This is a genomic window from Citrobacter sp. RHBSTW-00986, assembly GCF_013783065.1.
Classification (GTDB): Bacteria; Pseudomonadota; Gammaproteobacteria; order Enterobacterales; family Enterobacteriaceae; genus Citrobacter; species Citrobacter braakii.
Map to the genome: position 1 here is coordinate 3,105,736 of NZ_CP056200.1, position 23,553 is coordinate 3,129,288.

A 23,553-nucleotide genomic window follows, 5' to 3' on the forward strand; every position below is an offset into this window, starting at 1 on the left:
TAGCCAGGCCGTATGTCTTCCCCTTATTTTGGCGGGGCCGAACCTGTAAAACGCCAATACAAGCTGAAGTATGACGAGCAAGCCTGTGACGCGTTAGGCTTACCTTTAGTATATAAACATGAAAAAATTTTTGCCTAACCTAATGTAAAGAAGTTTAAAGAAATTACACCAGTTATTGAGAATTTCCGGAAAAAAAGAAGGCGGCCATTTAGCCGCCTTTTATTTAGCTTGCCTGCGAGGAGGCATCTTCGGTGCCAGGCAGCGGCTCAGGTAACTGAGGCGCAAACCCGCGCAGACCTATCACGTGAACGTGTTCGGTGTTCTGGAAGACTTTACGCACCAGTTTGTAGGTGGTGCCTTTCTCCGGGCTAATGTTTTCTGGGGCTGCGATAATCAGCTGCATTTGCAGACGCTCGCACAGTTCAAACAGAGTCGCGATAGAGCGTGCATCAAGTCGCGCAGCTTCATCAAGGAACAGCAGACGGCAAGGAGAAATATCTTTCCCGCGCAGTCTACGCCCTTCGTCTTCCCAGCTTTGCACAACCATCACCAGAATAGACATCCCGGTCCCGATCGCTTCACCGGTTGACAGCGCGCCAGATTCAGCACGCAGCCAGCCGTCAGAGCCACGGTTAACTTCAACTTCCATTTCCAGATAGTTACGGTAATCCAGCAGCTCTTCACCAATGGTTTGCGGCGTACGTTGCCCCATATCAATCTGCGGATTCAGACGCTGATACAACTTCGCCAGCGCTTCAGAGAAGGTCAGACGATTGCTGTTAAACAGATCCTGGTGCTGCTCATGCTGTTCGGAAAGTACGTCCAGCAAGGTAGCATGCGTCTCGCGTACGTTGACGTTCAGACGAACGCTGTTTACCTGGCCAAACGACACGCTTTGCAGCCCCTGGTTCAGCATGCGAATACGGTTCTGTTCGCGCTGAATGGTCTTACGAATGATATTCGCCACGCTGCGAGAGCTGATCGCCAGTTTCTGTTCGCGGGACGTTAATTCTTCCGTCAGACGGCTCAGCTCAATCTCCATCTGTTCGATCGCTTCAACCGGATCATCGGTACGGATGATATCCTGGCGAATACGTTCACGCAGATGCTGATAAACCGCGACAAAGAACTGAATTTTACGCTCTGGGCGTTTTGGATCTTCAGACATGCGCAGTACATCGCGCAGGTGTTCGTTATCCGCAACCGCCAGGCGCAGCGCACCAAGCGCCTTATCCGACATCGAGCGCAGTTCATCACCGGAAAGATACGCCAGCTCACGACGGTGCAGGCGGCGTTCAACGCCGTTATCTTTCACCATCCGCATCACCGCACACCATCCGGCTTTCGCGGTAACCACCTGCTCGCGCATCTCAAAATAATCACGTTCCAGCTTGCGCAGCCTGCGGGTCAGGTTTTCCATCTCCGCTTCGCAGAAGGTCAACGCTTTTTCCAGTTGGTTACGGCGCGCACGGTTGTTGCTGAGCTGCGCATGCAGTTCATCACGACGAATACGCGCGCGCTCTTCGGCACCGCTGTCCGCACGAACGCCAATATCCTGCAGTTCACGTTGTAAATCGTTAAGCAGCTCTTTTTTGGTGTCATAGGAGCTTTTCAGCGACGCCATGACCTGGTTGTACTGGCTTAACTGTGCGGCGTGACTGCGTAGCGCTTCACGGGCGCGGGTACGTTCAGCTTCCGCCTGTTCCAGGCGCTCACGCAGTTTTTCGTTCAGATCGCTGTTGCCGCTAAGCATTTCAGCAGAGTCGGAATAGCTAAAGTGCGCCCGGCGCTGCACCACTTCGGTCAGAGCAAAAGCTTGCTGACGCGCATCGCGCTGCATCTGCTGGGAATACGCGTAGTCTTCCTTCAGTTGTTCAAACTGCTCAGGGTCATTTTGCAGGACCGAAACAATCGGTTCCAGTTTGGCTAACTGGTTGCCATGTTGCTGTACAAAACGCGCTGCTTCCTGGGCTTCATCCAGGCGCTCACGAATTTCGTCCACGCGATCGGCCAGCGTGTCATCCGCCAGCAGATTCAAACGCGGGAGAAGGCGGTTAAGAGCGGAGACCCCCTCTTTCGCCTGCTCAAACTGCATACGGCTTTGCTGATTATCATTTTCATGATTGGTCAGCGCCCGTTCCAGTTCAACGCGACGGCCATTCAGTTGGCGAATTTCCGCTTCCGGATCGGCTTCAAACGCCACCGACAAATGACTGCCAATGAAACGACTGAACGCCTGATGCAGACGCTGGGTTTTCTGGACGTCAAAGGAGAGCGTTGCGAAACGTTCAGACAGCCCTTCACGCTCGGCATGCAGGGTTTCAATACGGCTTTCGCGCGCTGCACAGCCAAAAATCGGCACCGTCGGGAAGCGGGAATAACGCCACTGACGCTCGGCGGTTTTCACCACTACCGCTTTTTCCAGCTCATCAACGCTGAAAACGCTGTCATCAAACGACTGCGGATCCCCTTCGATGAAATAGAGATCTTCCGGACAATCCGTCAGCCCTTCAAGCTGCTCGGTAATCAGCGACAGATCCGGCACCACGATGGCATGACGCGAAGGACCGTACAGCGCAGAGAAGTACGGCGCATCTTCAAGGCTAACGTCGTCATAGATTTCTGACAGCAGAACGCCACCGAAGCGCTCCGCCAGCGCGTTCAGACGCTGATCTTCCGCCCCGCCCGGCTGACTTAAACGTTCAATTTCTTCATCAACTGCATTTTTGCGCGCACCGACTTCATCACGCTCAACAATGGCTTCACGCTCGCGCTCCAGCAGTTGTTGCAGATACTCAGTCACGTCCTGGCTTGAGGTAAACTCTTCGCCACACTGCTCGCTAAGCTGATTCAGGCTATTCTGCGCGGCCAGCCAGACAGGCGCACGTTTCATCAGGTGCTGGATACGAGACTGCAGTTGTTCCTGCTCCTGACGCAACGTCATACGCTGTTCGCTGGCAGAAGAGACGCTGTCCGACAAGGCGGCGATGCGTGCTTCCAGTTCCTGGTGCAGCGCTTCCAGCTCATCGATATCGAACTGTTTACCCTGACGCTTGCAGAATTCAGCCAGCAGACGCTCGGCATCTTGCTGTTCGCGCAGACGCTGCTCCAGTTCGCTGAGTCGCATACGCAACGGCTGAACCTGTTCCGCCAGGTGGCGCTGTTCAACGCCTTCCCGCAGCAGTTCACGCGCCACGCTCCAGGCTTCACCACGCGCCAGCGGGCCATTGATAGCCGCCACCAGCTGATAAGCCTGTTCGAACTGGCTGTGCGCGGTTTGCGCCACGCTCATTTTTTGTTCCAGCGTCAGCAGTTTTTCAGTGGCTTCCTGCTCTTTAGCCTGGAAGGTTTCCAGCCATTCAGCAGCGCTGTCGGCGGTCAGATCCGGTAAGTGGCAGAGCTCTTTCGCCCGATTCAGCGCCTGGATCGCCTGGGTATATTGGATGGCTCGCGTTTGCTGGACGTCCAGCGCTTGCTGATAATCGGCAAGCTGGCTTTTCAGCTCATCCACTTCCAGTTCCGCGGCTTCTGCGCGGGCTTCGTTTTCATCCTGGCGGTCAACGGCTTCCGCGACCACCTCATTTTGTTCTTCGAGACGGACCTGCAGTTCTTCGAGATCCGCTTCGTAGCGTTCAATTTTTTCCTGCTGACGCAGAGCGGTTTGCACCAGATTCAGGTGATCGCTCGCGGCCTGGTAATCAGCTTCCAGATCGCCTTCCGCGCCGTTATGCTCGCCCAGTTCGCGCGCCATATCCACGTGCTTATACTGCTCCGCGGCCAGCTGCTTACGTGAAGTATGCAGCTCACGACGATATTCCAGCGCTTTATCAAGATGGATACGACGTTCGTTGGCGTGACGCATATAATCCGCGGCCACATAGTTAGTCGCTTCGCTGATCAAATGCTTAAACAGATCGCGGTCAGACTGAGTTACGCGAATCGCTTCCAGCGTCATGCGGTTTTCACGCAGCGCAGCTTCCATATCCTGGAAGGCTTTACGTACGCCGCTGTTTTCCGGCAGCAGGTAGTCACGCAGTGAACGGGTAATGGCACTGGAGATCCCGCCGTACAGCGAGGCTTCAATCAGACGATAGAATTTACTACGGTCAGACGCGGAACGCAGACGACGGGCGATGATGCCCAGATCGAACATCAGTGAGTGATAATCGGTGATTGAGTTGAACTGTTTAAACTGCACACCTTCCATCTCATCAAGCTTCTCTTTCAGCTCAGAGAGGGACAGCACGCGCGCCTGGCGTTCATTCAGCGTTTCCGTCACCAGTTGGGTTGGCTGCACCGACATCGGCAGCCCCTGAATGGCAAACGGTTTGATATCCACTTTACGATCGCGACCAGCAACCTGTTGCAAACGCACCCCCACCACCACGCGCTGATGGCGCGAGTTGAGGACGTCGAGCATTGAGTAACAGACGCCCGCTTTCAACTTACCGTGCAGGCCCTTATCACGTGAACCACTGGTTGCACCGGCTTCGGTGGTGTTACGGAAATGCAGCAGGGTTAAGTCCGGAATGAGCGCTGTAACAAATGCCGCCATGGTGGTGGACTTACCCGCACCGTTACCGCCGGACAGCGTGGTAACCAGTTCATCAAGGTCGAACGTACGGGCAAAAAAACCATTCCAGTTAATCAGCGTAAGTGAGCGAAATTTACCGCGTTCAATCATTATTCTTCTTCTCCACTGTCCGGCTGATTCTCTTCGGGCTCATCGTTGAGCTGCAGGCGGTTCTCGACCGGCATCGCTTCGCCATCACGAATTAAGCGACGCTGCGCTTCGCGCGGATCGTCACCGCTGCGCACGTCCGCGCCAAAGCGGAAGACTGATTCCGTAATACGGAATTTGCTGCTGTCGTGACCCATAAACCACACCATGCCTAAACGGCGCAGACGGTTTAGCGAAGAACGAACTTTTTCCTGTAGCTTCTGGCGATCAACATCTGAACCGGTTGAACGGTTGTTCACCAGTTTCAGCAGCTTCGCTTCATCAGCCAGCGTTAGCAGCTCGTCGTACAACTCTTGCTGGGTAAAAATCCCTTCGTTCGCCAGGCGTTCCGGGCTGAGATAGAGATAGCAAAGAATTTTACCGACCATCATGTCCAGTTCAGACAGGACCGAACGGGGAATGAGCGTCGTTGAACGCGGGCGAAGGTAGAAGAACCCTTCCGGCGCACGGATCAATTCCACGTTATAGCGGCTGTAAAACTCTTCAAAATATTCCTGAAAATCCATCAGGAAGGCATGATTATCCAGTTCATCCAGACCGATATGGCGGCCCGAACGTAAGGCGCTGTCCAGCGCCGGAAATAACGGATTCGCCAGCGCCTGCGCCAGCTTTACCGGCATCACTTGTTCAATATTTGTCAATGACATGCGCCTGTACCTTGGCTCCGTAATCATTAATCGGCTGCCATTTGGCTGGCAGTCCGGTGAAGTCTGCTTGCGCTACGCCAAGGCGTACCGCCTGATCGATAACTATGCGCGCGACGTCGAAATGACGCGCACGTGGGTATTGCGCCAGATACTCGCGCACGACCAAACCGAGATCCAGTGGTGTTTGTCTGGATTTGTAGATAGCTAGCTGTTCTTCGATGATCGCCGCCAACTGTTCACGGATCTCGTTAAATTCTTCATATTCCAGATCTTCCGGAAGCTCGCCGGTGACCTCTTCGTCACGCAGCACCATCTCTTCGTCACGCATATCCAGCAGACGATCGGCGTTGGCATAGGTTAGCGCCCACGGATCGTCAAAATATGTCTGCACGGACTGGCGCAAACGCTGGGCAAAGACGCGGTTTTTATCCATATCGATCGCGGTACGGATAAACTTATGCACGTGACGATCGTAGCCGATCCATAAATCAATGGACTGCTGACCCCAACTGATAATGCGGTCGAGCTTACTTTGTAAGTCAAACACCAGCCGATCGACGAAATGCAAATCGTCATGCGTCATCGTGGCGTCCTGGATGTGTAACAGGTGAGCCTGTAGCTTATCCCCCGCCGCTTCCAGCGTATCCTGCAGTTCACGCAGCGTACCAGACGTTTCAGAGAGCAGCAGTTCACAGCTGGAGATCGCCGCCCGCCAGTCTTTATTAAGCAACTGTGCGATGTCGTCTTTTACCTGCTGCTGCTGTTCATCCATGATGCGCTGGGTCAGATCGATACTGTCGAAAATCTCCGCCACCGAGTATTTCAATGGCGCGTAGACGTTGCGATGCCAGTGGAACTCATCGCCACCTTCCGCTGCCGCATCCGCCGCGCGCTTTAGTTCACCAGCAACAATCGACAGCTGCATTGAAAGACGCAGCGTAGAGAATTCGCGCTGACGAATGTAGTAATCCGTGATGCCAATTCCCAATGGCGTTAAACGATATATAGCGTTGCCTTCCGCCTGCTCGCTGGTAAAGCGGTTCAGCAGACGTTGACGCACCATATCGTTGATCGCGTTGTTGGCGCGTACGCCGATGGTTTCGCTGGTTTGCTCAAACGCATCACTCACATGGCGGAACGCATCCACCAACTCACCTTCACTCATCTCGCCGTCAAGTCGCTCACCGTTCAGGGTCGCGACCGCCAGCAGGAACGAAAGTCTGTCTACCGGCAGAGAGATGGAGAAGTCATTTTTTCTGGCCCAGGCAACCAGTTCGGGGACTGTCTGGGAAAATTCACTCATAAATTATCCTTGCATCTGCGGCTCGGGCCGAACTTTTAATCGCGGTGACATGAATATAGCGCCCAAGGCTGATATACGGTTCCTGGCGGCAATAACGCGTTTCTAACTCAAGTAACATTTCAAAGTCGTCATGCTGTTTATGTTTATCTCGCAGATAATCATGAAACACACGGACGCCCGTTTTACCGGTTATCTGCCAACCGATCTCGTCCAGCCACTGGTAGACCTGCCCCGGATCGCGTGGGTAGTCCGGTGAAAGCGTGCGTTTTTTACGTTTCGGCATCCCCACCTGCACATAGTCAAAGTTCCCTGCGACCATGTTATGCATCAACAGACCGTTAGCATTGTAGAACATTAACGACAGCGCGCCGCCTGGACGCGATACTGACCACAGAGTCTGCAACACGCTGACCGGATCTGTCACCCACTCCAGCACAGCATGAAACAATATCAGATCAACCGGGCTTTCCAAATGCGAAGCAACATCCTGAGCGGCGCATTGTATAAAATGCATGTTCCCGCTCACACCTTTTGCCTCTGCCGCCTGTTGCGCTCGGGCGATCATCTCGCCAGACAGATCGCATAATGTGACGAAATGTCCTCGTTGCGCCATTTTGATGGCCGTTTGCCCTTCACCACCACCGGCATCCAGAATGTGCAGTTTTTGCTCACCGAACGTTTCCAGTAATCGATCCAGATCCTGCCAAAGGATAGCCTGTCTTAATTGACCTTTGGTGGTGCCGTAAATGTTACGGGAAAACTTCTCTGCAATGTCATCAAAATTGCGATCCCGCATCGGGCTCTCCGCATACTGGCTTTAGGGTGACTAAGTAAAACCGCTATTTTGTCACACCCACGCCGAGAATGAACCTTCCTGGTGTAATATCCCTGCAGATCCCCTGCTGTATGGTTAAAAAAGGAACCAAAAAGGATGCTTTTTACGCTGAAGAAAGTGATTGGCGGTATGATGCTGCCGCTGCCACTGATGCTAATTATGATGGGTATTGGCCTGGCGCTGGTCTGGTTCAGTCGCTTTCAAAAAACAGGGAAAGTGTGTATTAGCCTGAGTTGGCTGGCACTGTTACTCCTTAGTTTACAGCCCGTCGCCGACAGACTGTTGAAACCGATTGAGGACAGTTATCCAACGTGGCAAGGTTCGCAAAAAGTGGAATATATTGTGGTGCTGGGCGGAGGGTATACCTGGAATCCGCTGTGGGCGCCGAGTTCAAATCTGATCAGCAACAGCCTTCCACGTCTGAATGAAGGTATTCGCCTATGGCGCGCAAACCCGGGATCGAAGCTCATCTTTACCGGCGCTGCTGCAAAGACGAATAACGTCAGTACCGCAGAAGCTGGCGCCCGCGTAGCGCAGTCGCTGGGGGTGCCAGCCGATGAAATCATCACCCTGGATCACCCCAAAGATACCGAAGAAGAAGCCGCAGCGGTAAAGAAGACCATCGGCAATGCGCCGTTCCTGCTGGTAACCTCTGCCTCCCACTTACCGCGGGCGATGATCTTCTTCCAGCAGGCCGGCTTGCATCCGCTGCCAGCGCCAGCCAATCAGTTAGCAATTGATTCACCGCTTAATCCGTGGGAGCGCGCTATACCCTCACCCGTCTGGTTGATGCACAGCGATCGCGTTGGTTACGAAACCCTGGGACGTATCTGGCAGTGGCTGAAAGGATCGGAACATTGACAGGAATGTTGCCTGATAAGGTGTTCACATGTTTATCATGCGAGCCACGGCAGCAATGATTTCGTTGCCAGGTCAAAGTTGGAACGATTAAAGCGTCCGGTGTTGACCAATTGCGTCACTTCATCCCATAACACATACAACCAGCGCCGCCAGATGAATGACTCCGCCACTGGCGCGCGCTGCAGGTATTGCCAAAGCAGGCTTTCCGCCAGCGCATTATCCATCAAGCGGAACAGTTCATATTCCCTTGGCGCCCACAGCATCAACCCCGGTCCCACCATAGCCAGAAGCTGATCGCTACGGGCGTCTTTGAGCATGCTACGTAAACTGAAATTACCGTGGATCAGCACGCAGTTATCATTGAATCCTTCAAATAAGGCAGGCAAACACTCACGCGTGCGAAACAGGATCCGCTTGTCCTGCATCGTTAGCCCGGTATTGTTGAACTGATTTAACGTGGTCCACAGCACCTCAACCCGCTGACGATACCAGGATGGCCAGATATTCTCTTGCGTGTTATCCACCATTCCCACGCAGCCAGCACTATCCTGCCGATGCCATGACAGCAGTCCTTCTACGATCTGATCTTTTAAATGTTCCCAACGTTCGGGCGTTCGGGCAGGCGCTTCCACCGGCACTCCACGTAAACGCTCAAGCAGTAGCACATCAGGACCGGGATGTTCCTCGTGGGTTAAGACCCCATAAATGACGGGCATACGCACCGTACCACTGCGCGCCAGCATGGAGGTTTTCCATGCCAACTGCTGCGCCATACCCGGTGTGGTGAAACTTCTCGCCATCAGTGGCATCGGATTTCCCTGGCTGTCGTACAGTGACCACAGGGCCGTATCCACTTTTTCATTCACGCATTCTATACGACTGAGTTTTTCACCCAACAGATGACTGAGTTCGGCACGCAACTGTTCCATTTCGGATTGCCCTCATAAATGCTACTGCTTTCATAATGAGCGTCGTGCAGACAGATGTCACCCGGATGAGATCAATTGATGAAAAGAAAAATGGCGGGAAAGCGTAACGATATGACACTCCTCCCAAAAATTCGCGTCATCAGGGGGAGTGTCGTGAGAAAAACTAACGCATTTCGGCGCGAACGCGCTCAAGATCTTCGGCAGTGTCTACGCCGGTACCGGGTACTTCTTTTGCGACGGCAACATGAATTTTTTCGCCGTACCACAGCACACGTAGTTGCTCCAGCATTTCAATATGCTCAAGCGGGCTAGGCTGCCAGTTAACATAACGGCGGATAAAACCAGCGCGATAGCCGTAAATACCCAGATGTCGCAGGAAGGTGTCACCCACCGTTTCCAGGCTTTTAGCGAAACGGTCGCGATCCCACGGAATGGTCGCGCGTGAAAAATAGAGCGCATAACCTTCGGCGTCCAGAACGACTTTCACCGCATTCGGATTAAATGCCTCTTCCGCACTGTGAATCGGGGCAGCAAGGGTCGCCATACCGACCTGTCGCTGTGCCAGATTCTCAGCGACCTGGCGAATAATGACCGCCGGGATCATCGGCTCATCACCCTGTACGTTCACAATAACGGTATCATCGCTAAAGCCACATTTCTCGACGACTTCCGCCAGACGCTCCGTACCGGACTGGTGATCGGCGCGGGTCATGCATACTTCCCCCCCCACCGCTTCTACCGCGCGAGCGACATCTTCGTGATCGGTCGCAACAATAATACGTTCAGCGCCAGATTCACGCGCACGCTCCAGCACATGCACGATCATCGGCTTGCCATTGATATCCAGTAGCGGCTTGCCCGGCAAACGTGTGGACGCATAACGCGCAGGAATAATGACCACAAAACTCATGATTTACTCTCATCAGCAGTCAGAACGCGAGCTTCGGTTTCCAGTAACACGGGAATGCCATCACGCAGTGGGAAAGCAAGGTTATCCAGTTTACAAATCAGTTCCTGTTTTTCCTGGTTAAACCAGAGTTTGCCATTGCATACCGGGCAGGCAATGATTTCAAGCAGACGATGATCCATAGTTCCTCCAGATGGACCGGATTGTGAATCCGTAAATATTAACATAATCGCTTACCGTGCTGGGTCTATTTCCCAACCATGGCGCGCATCAGCAAATAAACCTTCAGGATAGCGTCCCAGCGTCACACGTGTTGCCTGCTGCCAGCGGGCAAAATCATCAATCGCCTGAAACAATCCTTTTTGCAAAGTAACCCCAGGTTTGACGCCATCCTGTAACCAGAGCGAAATCACTTCCAGTACGCCCGTTTTGCGGTGCATTTTGGCATCCATCCGCCCAACTAACTGCCCGCGATGCAGCAGCGGCAAGACGAAATAACCATACTGACGTTTCGGTGCTGGCGTGTAACATTCGAGCCGATAGCTAAAATCGAATAGCTGCTCTGCCCGTTTACGATCCCAGACCACCGGATCAAAGGGTGATAATACTGCGCTATGCGTTGCCGTTAATTTACCCGTCAATGCCTGCTCCAGCAGCGGCTGAAGGTGGCTATGCAGCCACAGGGTTCCTAACCCTTCGACATCGACAGGAATAATCTGTTGCTGCTGTGCACGTACGTTGCACCAGTTTTTTAGCGCCGGACGCTTCAGGCGATAGTAGTCTGCCAGCCATTGTTCGCGAAAAATCCCCAGACTGCGGGCACTGTTATCCAGCATGAGGCTTTCTGCTTCTTCCTGTGAAAGCCGGTCGCGTTCATCATCCCAGTGCGGCATGACGCGATGGGTTAAATCATACACTCGCTGGAAATTACGCCGTTCCACCACCATCACTTTCCCGGCGGTGAACAGGCCTTCAAGATGACGCTTATGCGGTTTCCATGCCCACCAACCGCTGGCCCCCTTGCGCAGATGCTCAAAATCGGCAGAGCGTACTGGTCCGTTATGCTGGATGTGCTGGAGCAGTTGCTCAATCTCATGCGCATGTTCTTTCATCCACTCCGCTTTATATTTCCAGCCCATTTTCTCCGGGGCCAGCATGCGGTGACGTATCAGCATAAAGTCGCTACGCGGCAAAAAGCAGGCCTCGTGCGCCCAGTATTCCATCAGTTCGCCCCGCTGCAATGCGTCATCCAGCCACTGGGGCGAATAATCACCCAAACGACTAAACAGCACCAGGTAAGGGCTGCGCGCCACAATATTGATGGTATCGATTTGCAGTAACGACATGCGCGAAATGGTAGCAAGAATATCTGCTGGGGTTGCCCGACGGCGTGTTTTTTTCAGCAGCCCTTGAGCGGCAAGGTGAAGATGACGGGCATCCGTCAAAGAAAGACGCGGCAACGACATTTATGGCCTCATAAATGATTCGCTGCCGCAGCGTGAATCAGTTAGCGAGTCAGCGAGATTAAGCTATCCAGCAACATATCAGGCCGATCGCCTGACAAATGAGCGTCAACAGGTAAATACCACCAGTTTTCATCGGCAAATGCACGGCACTTAACCGCATCTTTTTCCGTCATCACCAGCGTTTGCCCGGCGTCTGCAAACGCACTGACGTCACTGTAGGTCAGAGACTGATGGTCTGCCAGCGCAATACTTTTTTGCACGCTGGCACCGCATGCTTCCAGCGTGGCAAAAAAACGCGGTGGATGGCCAATGCCCGCCATGGCGACAATATTGGACAGCTGCGACACATCGCGGCGTTCACCCGTACGTAAATTAACGGCCTGCCCCGGTTCAAGTCGCATAGGGATTTCCCCTGGCTGCGCAACGCCACCGTTAACGATAGTCGCATCCACCGATTTAAGCCGGCCTGCGCGTTCCCGCATGGGACCCGCGGGAAGCCACCAGCCATTGCCAAACCGACGTTCTCCGTCAATAACCACGATTTCAACATCTCGCGCCAGACGGTAGTGCTGTAGCCCATCGTCCGTCACAATCATCTGCACATCGTGTTGGGCCAAAATGGCTTTGACCGCATCCGATCTTACCGGGGATACCGCTACGGGCACGCCGGTACGTTGGGCGATCAGCACAGGTTCATCACCCGCTTCTGCCGTAGTGGTATCTGCGGTCAGTAACAGCGGGTAAGCAGCCGCTTTCCCGCCATAACCACGCGACACCACGCCCACGCGAATCCCACGTTGACGCAGTTGTTCAACCAGCCAAATCACCACTGGTGTTTTGCCATTGCCGCCCGCGGTCAGGTTTCCGACCACCACAACCGGGACTGGTGCACGCCACGCGCGTTTAATCCCAAGCTTGTAACATAAGCGGATCCCCCCACTCACCAGGCCATACAGCCAGGAGAGCGGGAGTAACAGTCGCCACAGCGGCGACTCACCAGACCAGATTCGAGCGATCATTGACCGAATTGCATTTTATGTAATTGTGCATACACCCCACGCTGCTCAATCAGCTCACTATGGGTTCCGCGCTCAACAATAATACCGTCTTCCACCACGATGATTTCATCCGCCTGTTCAATGGTAGAAAGGCGGTGAGCAATCACCAGGGAGGTACGGTTTTTCTGAAGCTCATCCAGAGCAGCCTGAATCGCGCGTTCAGACTCGGTATCGAGTGCCGACGTTGCTTCATCAAGGATCAGAATCGGACTGTCACGCAACAAGGCGCGGGCAATAGCGATACGCTGGCGTTGACCACCAGATAGCAGGACGCCGTTTTCGCCAATCACCGTATCCAGGCCATTGTCCATCTTATTGATGAAATCCATGGCGTAAGCCATTTTCGCCGCTTTTTCGATCTGCTCACGGCTGTACAAATCGGTACGCGCGTAGGCGATGTTGTTGGCAACCGTATCGTTAAACAGGTGCACATTCTGCGAAACCAACGCGACCTGATCGCGCAGGGATGCCAGGGTATATTCACGTAGATCGTGTCCGTCCATTAGAATCTGCCCTTCATCAATATCATAGAAGCGCGTGATCAAGCTGGCGATGGTGGATTTCCCTGAACCTGAACGGCCAACCAGGGCAACGGTTTTCCCCGCTGGGATATTCAGGTTGATGTTGCGCAGCGCTGGTACTTCACGTCCCGGATAGGTGAATGTCACGTTGCGGAACTCGAGATTGCCGGTAGCGCGTTCGATTTCGCGCGTACCTTCATCTTTTTCCTGCTCGCTATCCAGAATCGTAAATAAGGTCTGGCAGGCCGCCATACCGCGCTGGAACTGTGCGTTGACGTTGGTCAGCGATTTCAACGGACGCATCAACGCAATCATTGACGAGAAGACAACCGTAATTGTCCCTGCAGTCAGGTTTTCCATTACGCTTGGGAAACTGGCTGCATACAACACGAAGGCCAGAGCCAGAGACGCAATCAGTTGGATGATAGGATCGGAGATAGAAGAGGCGGAAACCATCTTCATGCCCTGCAAACGCATCTTATTGCTGACTTTATCAAAGCGTTTAGTTTCGACTTCCTGACCACCAAAAATCAGAACTTCTTTGTGGCCTTTTAGCATCTGCTCCGCACTGGTCGTAACCTGCCCCATGGTGTTTTGCATATTTTTACTGATGCTACGAAAACGCTTGGAAACTATACGAATCGCCACTGAAACAATTGGCGCCAGTACAATCAGGATCAATGACAGCTGCCAGCTGTAATAGAACATCATGATAAACAGGCCAATAATTGAAGCCCCTTCACGTACCACGGTGATCAGCGCGCCGGAGGACGATGACGCGACCTGCTCTGAATCATAGGTAATACGTGACAACAGCGTACCTGTAGACTGTTTATCAAAATAGGAGACCGGCATGCCCATCATATGGCCAAACAGGCGGCGACGCATGGTCATGACCACTTTGCCTGATACCCATGAGATGCAGTAGCTGGAGACATAGCTGGTGAATCCGCGAAGAACCATTAGTCCAATGACCACCAGCGGCATCCACTGCAGCACCGAGCGATCCGTTTTACCAAAACCATCATCCAGTAATGGCTTAAGGAGCGATAGCATGAAGGTATCGCTGGCCGCGTTCAGGATTAACGCTATACCCGCCACGATCAGACCCGATTTAAAAGGCGCTATGGTTGGCCATAGTCGGCGAAACGTCTGCCACGTAGAGAGATCTTTATCGTTATGCATTCAAAAAACCAGCATTTGTTAGAATAGCCGCATATTCTACCCGTTATCCTCCGACACGCCAAACCACTGATGATACCAACGAGGTAAAATCTGATCCCGCAAGCTGTTTATTCGCCAGTTTTTTTGATAAAAATCCAGCGTAATCTGCCCCTGGTGGGGTGTATCCAACCATTGATAATTTTGTTGCCGATAACGTTGCTTCACTTTCCTGGACGGGAGACGCCAGGCATTGTAACGGGATGCGGAGGCTAACGCGGCCTGCCCGCCGACCCGCTGAATCAGCGCCTGCGATGATGAGGTATTGCTACCATGATGTGGAACCTGTATCACCGTAGACTGCAGATGCTGCCAGTAGTGACTGAGCATTTTTTGTTCAGCGGGAGACTCAATATCTCCGGTCAGCAGAATACTCTGATGCCCGTCATCGACCTTAACCACGCAGGAGTGGTTATTCCCCAGATCTTTATTTCCACGCACGGGCCAATGCGCACTAAAGGTTAACCCTTGCCATTGCCAGCGCTCCCCGCGTAAACACGGGAGATGCCCTTCCCAACCTAATGGGCTTCTTATCCATAGCGACGGCCAGGCTTGCTGCAGCGAACGCAACCCGCCCCGGTGATCCATATGCTCATGGCTTAAAATAACGCCTTCTGGCTCCAGGTTGTGCCAACGTAGCCAGGGAATAATCAGCTGTTGCGCGCTATCGCCTTCAGGCCATGCCAGACCGGTATCGTAAAGAATCGCTTTCCCATTGCGCGAAATGACCATCGCCAGTCCCTGCCCGACGTCCAGCATATGCACTTGCCAGACATCAGTACGTAGCGTTCGCCAGAACGGGGCGCTCAGTAAAAGGAGCACAGTGACGCAAACTACCGGTATAGTTCGCCACGCGTTCAGCCGATATGCGATGAGCAGGAGTCCGGGTACAAATGCAAGCCATTGCCAACGTGCATCAATATTGATCCACCCTTCAGGCAGGCTCCTGAGCCCCCAAAATAATAGCGCGAGGGAGCGATCCGCTAAATACCATAGGTTCGACTCAACCATCGCCAGCCCGGTTAAATGCACGATCATGCCTGCTAATATCAATGGTACGGAAATAAACGTAACCAGCGGTACAGCAAACAAATTCGCCAGAAATGAGGTCAGGCTAAAACCGTGAAACATCGCGATTTGCACAGGCAGAAGCAGGAGCGTAATTCCCAATTGCAAATGAGCAAGCGCCAGAAATTGGCGTCCAACGCGAGACAGCGGCCAATCCGGCATCGGAACCCATTGATACCAGAACAGCAGCGCCGCAACGGCAAAAGCAGACAACCACAGACTTTGTGAAAGAACGGCGACAGGATCCACCACCAGAATGGCTGCCAGACAGCAGATCCACACCGACCATCCACTCCACTGCCTGCCGCTGAGTTTTAGCCCTCCCCAGACCAGTAGCGCAACAACCGTACGTAATGCCGGGGGCTGTAGCCCTGTTAACCAGGCATAGAATGTTGCGCAGACGATCCCGCCAACTAACGGAACCTGCCAGCAAATCCATCTGGTTGGCATAAAAAATTGCCCCGCGCGAATTAATCCTGCTGCCAGAAGTGCGGCAAATGCAATATGCAGCCCGGAGATAGCCATCAAATGGGCCGTACCGGTATCACGCATAATGGTTTTCACCGCTTGTAACACGGACAAGCGCTCCCCCATTCCCAGGCCCAGTATAACCTGCTGCCAGGGATAGTCAGCGAGCGCGCTTTTCAACGAGGAGAGATACCGCGAACGCAAACTGCATTGTTGTGTGATAACCGAAGCCTGCAAAAATCTTCCCGTCAGCAGCTGGTGCTGCGCCAATGCGTAACGCTGGCTATCAAACCCGCCCTCGTTCAATTGACCGTGTATAGCACGAACCTTCAACGTCATCGCCCATGTCTGGCCCGCACAAACGTTGCCGGGTAGGTACTGCCCATACAGAGTAATTCCGATAGCAGGAAATACCCGCTTCCCCTGCAGATGCGTGATCTGGCCGTAGTGCGTTGTCATATTATCGGTTCCGGTTATCCGCACGATGGCCTGCTGACTTTTTGCAGGCAGCGTATTACCGGCCCACAGCGCATCTTTCGCAGCCTGAACTCCCCAAAGAAAAAATAGCAGGGTTAATCCGGCGAAACGTACAGGGCTGTGAGAAATAAGACAGAGCAGAATTGCCAGACCAAATATAACGCCGATGCACAGCATGTCAGGTAACGCAGGTAATAGCATAAGCGGGAGAATGCCGAATAATGCACTCGTACTAACCGTTGTTATTTTCATCAGTCACCTCCCTGTAGCAGGAAGTGTGCAGTAATGTTCGACGGTTGTCTGGTGCCAATTTAGCGTTATACGGTATGCATTCCGCTAACATTTAGCGGCGCTTGTAACGTGCAAATTAACTGGGATGGAGATTCCAGGATGGGTTGGCAGAAATGAAAAAAGCACCCATGCGGGTGCTTTTCTCGGCGTTAAGTCTCGCTAAAAACTTAACCGTAAATATTGGCGCGATCGCGCAGTTCTTTACCTGGTTTAAAGTGCGGAACGTATTTTCCTTCCAGGTCCACTTTATCGCCGGTCTTCGGATTACGTCCGGTGCGCGGTGCGCGGTAATGCAAAGAGAAACTGCCGAAACCGCGGATTTCAATACGCTCGCCCTGCGCAAGAGTCGAGGCCATATGTTCCAGCATCTCTTTAACTGCATCTTCAACCGCTTTCGCGGGAATATGAGGTTGCTGGGTTGCAAGTCTTTCAATCAATTCTGACTTGGTCATGATTCCTCCGGTTCCTTAAAGGCATAATTAGCTGCTGCATTGATTAAGGGCGGCCTTAGCCGCCCTTTGTCATTGATTACAGGACGAATCCTGTAATCTGTCAAGCTACTCGTCGCCCTTTGTGCTGTTAACAGCACAAAGGATTTAGGAGCACTCGATATTACTCGCCTTTAGCTGCTTTGAAAGCTTCAGCCATTGCGTTGTTAGAGAAGTTAGCATCTTCCTGTTTGTTAACAGTTGCGATTGCATCTTTCTCATCAGCTTCGTCTTTAGCACGAACAGACAGGCTGATTGCGCGGTTCTTACGATCAACGCCGGTGAATTTAGCTTCAACGTCGTCGCCTACGCTCAGAACCAGAGTTGCATCTTCAACGCGGTCGCGGGAAGCTTCAGAAGCGCGCAGGTAACCTTCAACGCCGTCAGCCAGTTCTACGGTTGCGCCTTTAGCATCAACTGCAGTGACTTTACCGTTTACGATTGCGCCTTTCTTATTCAGTGCAACCCAGTTGTTGAACGGATCTTCTGCGAGCTGTTTAACGCCCAGAGAGATACGCTCACGCTCTGCGTCAACCTGCAGAACAACAGCTGCGATTTCGTCGCCTTTTTTGTATTCACGAACTGCTTCTTCGCCTGCAACGTTCCAGGAGATGTCAGACAGGTGAACCAGGCCGTCGATGCCGCCGTCCAGGCCGATGAAGATACCGAAGTCAGTGATAGACTTGATTTTACCTTCAACACGGTCGCCCTTGTTGTGGGTTTCCGCGAACTGCTGCCATGGGTTGTTTTTGCACTGCTTCAGACCCAGGGAGATACGACGACGTTCTTCGTCGATATCCAGAACCATAACTTCCACTACATCGCCAACGTTAACAACTTTGGACGGGTGGATGTTTTTGTTGGTCCAATCCATTTCGGAAACGTGAACCAGGCCTTCAACGCCTTCTTCGATTTCAACGAAGCAGCCGTAGTCGGTCAGGTTGGTCACGCGACCAGTCAGTTTGGTACCTTCCGGATAACGCTTAGCGATAGCTACCCATGGATCTTCGCCCAGCTGTTTCAGGCCCAGAGATACACGAGTACGCTCGCGGTCGAACTTCAGCACTTTAACAGTGATTTCGTCGCCAACGTTTACGATTTCGCTCGGATGCTTAACGCGTTTCCATGCCATGTCGGTGATGTGCAGCAGGCCGTCAACGCCACCCAGATCAACGAATGCACCGTAGTCAGTGAGGTTCTTAACGATACCTTTAACTTCCATGCCTTCCTGCAGGTTTTCCAGCAGCTGATCGCGTTCTGCGCTGTTTTCGGATTCGATAACGGCACGACGGGAAACAACAACGTTGTTACGCTTCTGATCCAGCTTGATTACTTTGAATTCAAGCTCTTTGCCTTCCAGGTGCAGCGTGTCGCGGACCGGACGAACGTCTACCAGGGAACCCGGCAGGAACGCGCGAATACCATTCAGCTCAACAGTGAAGCCACCCTTGACTTTGCCATTGATAACACCAGTAACGGTTGCAGCTTCTTCGTAAGCTTTTTCCAGCGTGATCCAAGCTTCGTGACGTTTAGCTTTTTCACGGGACAGCAGGGTTTCACCGAAGCCGTCTTCTACTGCATCCAGAGCAACGTCAACTTCGTCACCAACCTGGATTTCCAACTCGCCCTGGGCGTTTTTGAACTGCTCTGCCGGAATGGCGGACTCAGATTTCAGACCAGCGTCAACCAGTACTACGTCTTTGTCGATAGCAACAACAACACCACGAACGATGGAACCCGGACGGGTTTCGATTTCTTTTAAGGATTCTTCAAACAGTTGAGCAAAAGATTCAGTCATGTTTAATCTTCAGGTTTCATATTTAACGTCCACCTGGCTCCATGCCGGATGGGGTTGTTTAACATACCCGCTGTCAATCCATTGCAACGGGGGTACTACAAATTCGGTCGCACTTAAGCGAGTGCCAGTTTTTGGCGCGCGTATTGTAACGCTTTTTCAATCACTTGCTCAATGCTTAATCGGGTTGAATCCAAAACTAAAGCATCAGCAGCGGGAACCAGCGGCGCTACAGCACGGTTACGATCGCGGAAATCGCGTTCTTCGATCTCGGCCAAAAGGCGTTCAAAGTTAACACTAAAGCCCTTTTCCTGCAACTGTAGCATACGTCTATGCGCACGTTCTTGCGAGGAGGCGTCCAGGAAAATTTTCACTGGTGCATCCGGGAACACCACGGTCCCCATGTCTCGTCCGTCGGCAATCAGGCCGGGCGCTTCACGAAACGCGCGTTGGCGGCGTAACAGCGCTTCGCGTACGCGAGGAAACGCAGCGACCTGAGATGCGGCATTCGCTACTTCCTGGGTGCGGATTTCGCCGCTGACATCTTCACCTTCCAGAATGACTTCCAGGTTGCCGTCCGTTGAGATAAAACGCACATCCAGGTGTGAGGCAAGCGGTACCAGAGCATCTTCAGATGTGACATCAACATGGTGATGCAACGCTGCGAGCGCCAGTACGCGGTAGATCGCGCCTGAATCTAACAGATGCCATTGCAATGCTTCCGCCATTGCCTTGCACAAGGTGCCTTTTCCTGCACCACTTGGGCCATCAATGGTAATAACCGGGGCAATTGCCGTCATCTTTTTCTCCTTAAACGGGCATACGTTAACGTGAACGCCGCGCATTATACGCGCCAACGCTAATAATCGTTAACACAGAGTGTAAAAACCCGATTAGTCTGTAACGATGTGAGGAAGAATTGCGCAATTATAGCGGGCTGGCGAGAAACCAGCCCGGAAGATGACACTGATTTACTTTTTATCTGCAGCGATGCGCTCACGAATATGCGGAGCGCGATCGTCAGATGTGAGGATCAGGCAGGTGTACTAATACGCGCCAACTGTTCGAAATAATCCGGGAAGGTTTTGGCGGTACATTTAGGGTCCAGAATGGTCACCGGCGTGTCAGACAACGCCACCAGCGAGAAACACATCGCCATGCGGTGATCGTTGTAGGTCGCGATCTCCGCAAACTGTAACGTCGCCGGTGGTGTAACGCGAATATAGTCTTCGCCCTCTTCAACGATCGCACCCACTTTACGCAACTCGGTCGCCATCGCGAACAGGCGGTCGGTCTCTTTGACGCGCCAGTTATAGATGTTACGTAAGGTCGTGGTGCCTTTAGCGAACAGCGCTGCCGTGGCGATGGTCATCGCGGCATCGGGAATATGGTTCATATCCATGTCTACCGCGTTCAGCTCACCGTGAGTACAGGCAATAAAGTCATCGCCCCAGGTAATGGTCGCGCCCATTTTTTCCAGCACATCAGCGAAGCGGATATCACCCTGCATACTGTTGCGGCCAATCCCGGTGACTTTTACCGTACCGCCTTTAATTGCTCCCGCTGCGAGAAAATAGGAAGCGGAAGAAGCATCGCCTTCAACCAGATATGCACCCGGTGACTGATACTGCTGCTGACCCTGCACAAGAAAGCGCTGGTAGTTCTGATTCTCAATTTCAACACCAAACGTTTTCATCAGGTTCAGTGTGATATCAATGTAAGGTTTAGATACCAGCTCGCCTTTAATGGCGATCGTCGTATCCTGCGGCGCCAGTGGCGCAGTCATCAGCAGCGCAGTCAGGAACTGGCTGGACACGCTGCCGTCTACCTCAACCTGTCCTCCGGTAAAGCCACCGCGCAGACGTAAAGGCGGATAGTTTTCTTGCTCCAGGTATTCAATGTTGGCCCCGCCCTGGCGTAACGCATCAACCAGATGGCCAATCGGGCGCTCTTTCATGCGCGGCTCGCCCGTCAACACGATGTCATTGCTGCCCAGACATAGCGCAGCGGCCAGCGGGCGCATTGCGGTTCCGGCATTGCCAAGGAACAGTTCCACTGCGCCTTCGGCATGCAGCGCGCCGCCATTGCCGATAATCTCGCAACGCGTACGGTCGGCAGAAAGGGTATAGCTAATTCCTAACGCATTCAGAGCATTAAGCATATGGCGGACATCATCGCTGTCCAGCAGGTTGGTCAGGACAGTGGTGCCATTTGCTAATGCAGCCAGCAGCAAAGCGCGGTTAGAAACACTTTTGGATCCAGGCAGATTGATGGTGCCATCCACCCGCGCAATGGGTTGTAACGTCAGGGATTCCATGAAACTCGACTCTCAAAAACAGACATAAAAACCCCACAGACTGGCTGTGGGGATGAAAATACAGCAGATTAACCGCGGCGGCGCTCGAAATCGACCATGAAATCGGTCAGCGCTTTTACACCTTCTAGCGGCATTGCATTGTAGATGGACGCGCGCATACCGCCGACCACACGGTGCCCTTTCAACGCGTGCAGACCCGCAGCAAAAGACTCTTCCAGGAAGAGTTTATCCAGTGCGCTGTCAGCAAGCTGGAACGGTACGTTCATGCGTGAACGGTTCGATTTTGCCACGTCGTTACGGTAGAAATCGCTGTTATCGATTACGCCGTACAGCAGTTGCGCTTTTTGCTGGTTAATTTTATCCATCGCGTTAACACCGCCCTGCTCTTTCAGCCATTTAAAGACCAGGCCAGACAGATACCAGGCAAAGGTTGGCGGTGTGTTGAACATGGAGTCGTTGTCATTCAGCACGGTATAGTCGAGGATTGACGGGCATGACACATGAGCCTTACCCAGCAAATCTTCACGTACGATGACAATGGTCAGCCCGGCCGGGCCGATGTTTTTCTGCGCCCCGGCATAAATTACGCCATAACGGCTCACGTCAAGAGGTGCGGAAAGAATGGTAGAGGACAGATCCGCCGTAACCACCACATTGCTGGCAAAATTCGGCGTTTCATCGATCGCAATGCCATCAATGGTTTCATTCGGGCAATAGTGCAAATACGCCGCGTTGTCAGAAAGCTGCCATTCGCTCATTGGCTTAACAGCACGCAGTCCGTCAACGGTGACTTTGGCGTCGATAACGTTTGGCGCACAGTATTTTTTCGCTTCTTTAATTGCGCTGGCGGCCCAATAACCGGCATCAACGTAATCCGCCGTGGTTTTGTCACCCAGAATATTTAACGGGATACCCGCGAACTGCCCGCGCCCACCGCCATGGCAGAACAACACTTTATAGTTGGAGGGGATGCTGAGAAGATCGCGAAAATCCTGCTCCGCTTCCTCTGCGACCTGGATGAATTCTTTGCCACGGTGGCTAATTTCCATCACCGACGTGCCAAGACCGTTCCAGTCGCGAAGATCCTGTTGAGCCAGTTTAAGTACTTCTGCCGGTAACATTGCCGGACCTGAACTAAAATTGAAGACCTGAGCCATTTCCCCTCACCACGTTGTGTTGTTGTCCAATCAACATCCTGTCATTGGCGATAATCCGGTGACAGACATTGGTATAAGTTATTCCTGTGGATATCGGTTTTATCATTCAGTGACACGCGCCGCAATGGGTAAAACTGGCCAGGGTAAAAATGTGTCATTGGTCACACAACAGAATCTATCGGATTGACGGGTAAAAACCGAGATTTTCGCTGTCAGGTGACCCGTTTTGCCCGACTGGCCTTCGACCATTCTGGATTTGCACAGCGTGGACATAATTGATGATCTCCGGCGTTCATTTGCACCACTTCACTACACCGTATACAGGCATAGTCCCCAGCCTCAGGTATCACTTTAAATCGCTGTGTACAACGTTTAGGCAAAATACTGAGCCCCGGCTTTACGTCTTCATCGGCAAAGAAATAGACGCTGATTTGCCCATTTGTCTCCAGGATGGCCAGTCTCACCTGTCCCAATTGCTCCACGCCGTTCAAACGCAATTCCATAAAGAATTCGAATTCCGTCATATTGGCGCTATTGAGCTTCGACCATGCCAGCTCGCCGTCCTCAATGATCACAACGGGCTTGCCCTCCAGCAAATCCTCCATTTTCTCGCTATGCGCCATCAGCCACATAACCAGCCGATACAGCACGGCAAGCGTAATAAAGACCACCAGCACCGGCAGCATCGGGACATCATCATAAAATGCCACGTCTCCCGCCGCGGACCCCAGCGTAAGGATGATCAGCACTTCAAAAAGCGACATCTGGCGTACGCCGCGACGTCCGGTGATTTTTAAAAACAGAAAAACCAATATAAAGGTATAGAGGCTGCGCAGAGCAACTTCTCCCAGAAAATCCATGGGCACCTTATCCAGTACCATTCGGTGTAAATCGAAAGCTTTCATTATTATGCTCTAAACGTGGTTGGCTGTAGGAAAGCATAGCTAATACTTTTATTTACGTCTGAACTCCGGCGACGATAGCGCCATTCATTTAAAACCCG

At 52.6% G+C, this 23,553-nt stretch carries 18 protein-coding genes; 1 reads left to right on the forward strand and 17 read right to left on the reverse strand.

What is annotated here, in order from left to right; translation table 11 throughout:
* Nucleotides 1–223 precede the first annotated feature (223 nt).
* Genes mukB through cmoM form a run of 4 tightly spaced genes read right to left on the reverse strand, consistent with a single transcriptional unit; the run spans nucleotide 224 to nucleotide 7,487 of the window.
* A complete protein-coding gene (gene mukB / locus HV345_RS15220) occupies nucleotides 224–4,684 on the reverse strand; it encodes a chromosome partition protein MukB (RefSeq protein ID WP_181635767.1) in 4,461 nt (1,486 codons plus the stop codon).
* Nucleotides 4,684–5,388: a chromosome partition protein MukE gene (mukE, locus tag HV345_RS15225; RefSeq protein WP_016152457.1), complete on the reverse strand. Its 705-nt coding sequence runs from the start codon at nucleotides 5,386–5,388 to the stop codon at nucleotides 4,684–4,686. The genes mukB and mukE overlap by 1 nt, the downstream gene beginning before the upstream one ends.
* A complete protein-coding gene (mukF, locus tag HV345_RS15230; RefSeq protein WP_016156123.1) occupies nucleotides 5,369–6,691 on the reverse strand; it encodes a chromosome partition protein MukF in 1,323 nt (440 codons plus the stop codon). The genes mukE and mukF overlap by 20 nt, the downstream gene beginning before the upstream one ends.
* Entirely contained in the window at nucleotides 6,684–7,487 is an 804-nt protein-coding gene (cmoM, locus tag HV345_RS15235) for a tRNA uridine 5-oxyacetic acid(34) methyltransferase CmoM (RefSeq protein ID WP_181626271.1), read from the reverse strand. Before cmoM ends, mukF begins: the two co-directional genes overlap by 8 nt.
* A 135-nt stretch (nucleotides 7,488–7,622) precedes the next feature.
* Between cmoM and elyC the strand changes: the two genes are divergently transcribed.
* Nucleotides 7,623–8,387 carry an envelope biogenesis factor ElyC gene (elyC, locus tag HV345_RS15240; protein WP_181626272.1) on the forward strand — a complete coding sequence of 255 codons (765 nt, stop codon included), beginning with the start codon at nucleotides 7,623–7,625 and terminating at the stop codon, nucleotides 8,385–8,387.
* A 35-nt stretch (nucleotides 8,388–8,422) separates the two neighbouring features.
* Here elyC and HV345_RS15245 read toward each other — a convergent pair whose 3' ends face one another.
* From HV345_RS15245 to HV345_RS15305, 13 genes are all read right to left on the reverse strand, one after another.
* Nucleotides 8,423–9,316 carry a YcbJ family phosphotransferase gene (locus HV345_RS15245; RefSeq protein WP_016156120.1) on the reverse strand — a complete coding sequence of 298 codons (894 nt, stop codon included), beginning with the start codon at nucleotides 9,314–9,316 and terminating at the stop codon, nucleotides 8,423–8,425.
* 163 nt (nucleotides 9,317–9,479) lie between these two features.
* On the reverse strand, nucleotides 9,480–10,226 hold the full coding sequence (kdsB, locus tag HV345_RS15250; RefSeq protein WP_016152452.1) for a 3-deoxy-manno-octulosonate cytidylyltransferase: 747 nt from the start codon (nucleotides 10,224–10,226) through the stop codon (nucleotides 9,480–9,482).
* The gene (gene ycaR, locus HV345_RS15255; protein WP_003035793.1) at nucleotides 10,223–10,405 is read right to left on the reverse strand and encodes a protein YcaR; all 183 of its coding nucleotides are present in this window, start codon (nucleotides 10,403–10,405) and stop codon (nucleotides 10,223–10,225) included. Before ycaR ends, kdsB begins: the two co-directional genes overlap by 4 nt.
* Nucleotides 10,406–10,456: 51 nt before the next feature.
* Nucleotides 10,457–11,689, reverse strand: coding sequence for a winged helix-turn-helix domain-containing protein (locus HV345_RS15260; RefSeq protein WP_131352051.1), 1,233 nt, complete (start codon nucleotides 11,687–11,689; stop codon nucleotides 10,457–10,459).
* A gap of 41 nt (nucleotides 11,690–11,730) precedes the next feature.
* Nucleotides 11,731–12,708 carry a tetraacyldisaccharide 4'-kinase gene (lpxK, locus tag HV345_RS15265; RefSeq protein WP_181626274.1) on the reverse strand — a complete coding sequence of 326 codons (978 nt, stop codon included), beginning with the start codon at nucleotides 12,706–12,708 and terminating at the stop codon, nucleotides 11,731–11,733.
* Nucleotides 12,705–14,453, reverse strand: coding sequence for a lipid A ABC transporter ATP-binding protein/permease MsbA (msbA, locus tag HV345_RS15270; protein ID WP_047414130.1), 1,749 nt, complete (start codon nucleotides 14,451–14,453; stop codon nucleotides 12,705–12,707). Before msbA ends, lpxK begins: the two co-directional genes overlap by 4 nt.
* A gap of 36 nt (nucleotides 14,454–14,489) precedes the next feature.
* A complete protein-coding gene (locus HV345_RS15275) occupies nucleotides 14,490–16,754 on the reverse strand; it encodes a ComEC family protein (RefSeq protein WP_181626275.1) in 2,265 nt (754 codons plus the stop codon).
* A 206-nt stretch (nucleotides 16,755–16,960) separates the two neighbouring features.
* Nucleotides 16,961–17,245, reverse strand: a complete 285-nt coding sequence (gene ihfB / locus HV345_RS15280) for an integration host factor subunit beta (protein WP_003035780.1) — start codon at nucleotides 17,243–17,245, stop codon at nucleotides 16,961–16,963.
* Between the two features lie 160 nt (nucleotides 17,246–17,405).
* Nucleotides 17,406–19,079: a 30S ribosomal protein S1 gene (gene rpsA, locus HV345_RS15285; protein ID WP_003035776.1), complete on the reverse strand. Its 1,674-nt coding sequence runs from the start codon at nucleotides 19,077–19,079 to the stop codon at nucleotides 17,406–17,408.
* A 113-nt stretch (nucleotides 19,080–19,192) separates the two neighbouring features.
* Nucleotides 19,193–19,876 carry a (d)CMP kinase gene (gene cmk, locus HV345_RS15290; protein ID WP_016152447.1) on the reverse strand — a complete coding sequence of 228 codons (684 nt, stop codon included), beginning with the start codon at nucleotides 19,874–19,876 and terminating at the stop codon, nucleotides 19,193–19,195.
* 233 nt (nucleotides 19,877–20,109) lie between these two features.
* Nucleotides 20,110–21,393 (reverse strand): 3-phosphoshikimate 1-carboxyvinyltransferase, encoded by a 1,284-nt coding sequence (gene aroA, locus HV345_RS15295; RefSeq protein ID WP_181635768.1) that lies wholly within the window; start codon nucleotides 21,391–21,393, stop codon nucleotides 20,110–20,112.
* 68 nt (nucleotides 21,394–21,461) lie between these two features.
* A complete protein-coding gene (gene serC / locus HV345_RS15300; RefSeq protein ID WP_181626277.1) occupies nucleotides 21,462–22,550 on the reverse strand; it encodes a 3-phosphoserine/phosphohydroxythreonine transaminase in 1,089 nt (362 codons plus the stop codon).
* 212 nt (nucleotides 22,551–22,762) lie between these two features.
* Complete coding sequence (locus HV345_RS15305) at nucleotides 22,763–23,455, reverse strand: DUF421 domain-containing protein (RefSeq protein WP_016156114.1); 693 nt, start codon at nucleotides 23,453–23,455, stop codon at nucleotides 22,763–22,765.
* Nucleotides 23,456–23,553: the final 98 nt, after the last annotated feature.

Coding starts and splice junctions, on each gene's coding strand:
- HV345_RS15305 (WP_016156114.1), bottom strand. CDS start 23,455: ATGAAAGCTTTCGATTTACACCGAATGGTACTGGATAAGGTGCCCATG.
- serC (WP_181626277.1), bottom strand. CDS start 22,550: ATGGCTCAGGTCTTCAATTTTAGTTCAGGTCCGGCAATGTTACCGGCA.
- rpsA (WP_003035776.1), bottom strand. CDS start 19,079: ATGACTGAATCTTTTGCTCAACTGTTTGAAGAATCCTTAAAAGAAATC.
- kdsB (WP_016152452.1), bottom strand. CDS start 10,226: ATGAGTTTTGTGGTCATTATTCCTGCGCGTTATGCGTCCACACGTTTG.
- aroA (WP_181635768.1), bottom strand. CDS start 21,393: ATGGAATCCCTGACGTTACAACCCATTGCGCGGGTGGATGGCACCATC.
- cmoM (WP_181626271.1), bottom strand. CDS start 7,487: ATGCGGGATCGCAATTTTGATGACATTGCAGAGAAGTTTTCCCGTAAC.
- lpxK (WP_181626274.1), bottom strand. CDS start 12,708: ATGATCGCTCGAATCTGGTCTGGTGAGTCGCCGCTGTGGCGACTGTTA.
- HV345_RS15260 (WP_131352051.1), bottom strand. CDS start 11,689: ATGTCGTTGCCGCGTCTTTCTTTGACGGATGCCCGTCATCTTCACCTT.
- HV345_RS15275 (WP_181626275.1), bottom strand. CDS start 16,754: ATGAAAATAACAACGGTTAGTACGAGTGCATTATTCGGCATTCTCCCG.
- msbA (WP_047414130.1), bottom strand. CDS start 14,453: ATGCATAACGATAAAGATCTCTCTACGTGGCAGACGTTTCGCCGACTA.
- cmk (WP_016152447.1), bottom strand. CDS start 19,876: ATGACGGCAATTGCCCCGGTTATTACCATTGATGGCCCAAGTGGTGCA.
- mukE (WP_016152457.1), bottom strand. CDS start 5,388: ATGTCATTGACAAATATTGAACAAGTGATGCCGGTAAAGCTGGCGCAG.
- mukF (WP_016156123.1), bottom strand. CDS start 6,691: ATGAGTGAATTTTCCCAGACAGTCCCCGAACTGGTTGCCTGGGCCAGA.
- ycaR (WP_003035793.1), bottom strand. CDS start 10,405: ATGGATCATCGTCTGCTTGAAATCATTGCCTGCCCGGTATGCAATGGC.
- ihfB (WP_003035780.1), bottom strand. CDS start 17,245: ATGACCAAGTCAGAATTGATTGAAAGACTTGCAACCCAGCAACCTCAT.
- HV345_RS15245 (WP_016156120.1), bottom strand. CDS start 9,316: ATGGAACAGTTGCGTGCCGAACTCAGTCATCTGTTGGGTGAAAAACTC.
- mukB (WP_181635767.1), bottom strand. CDS start 4,684: ATGATTGAACGCGGTAAATTTCGCTCACTTACGCTGATTAACTGGAAT.
- elyC (WP_181626272.1), top strand. CDS start 7,623: ATGCTTTTTACGCTGAAGAAAGTGATTGGCGGTATGATGCTGCCGCTG.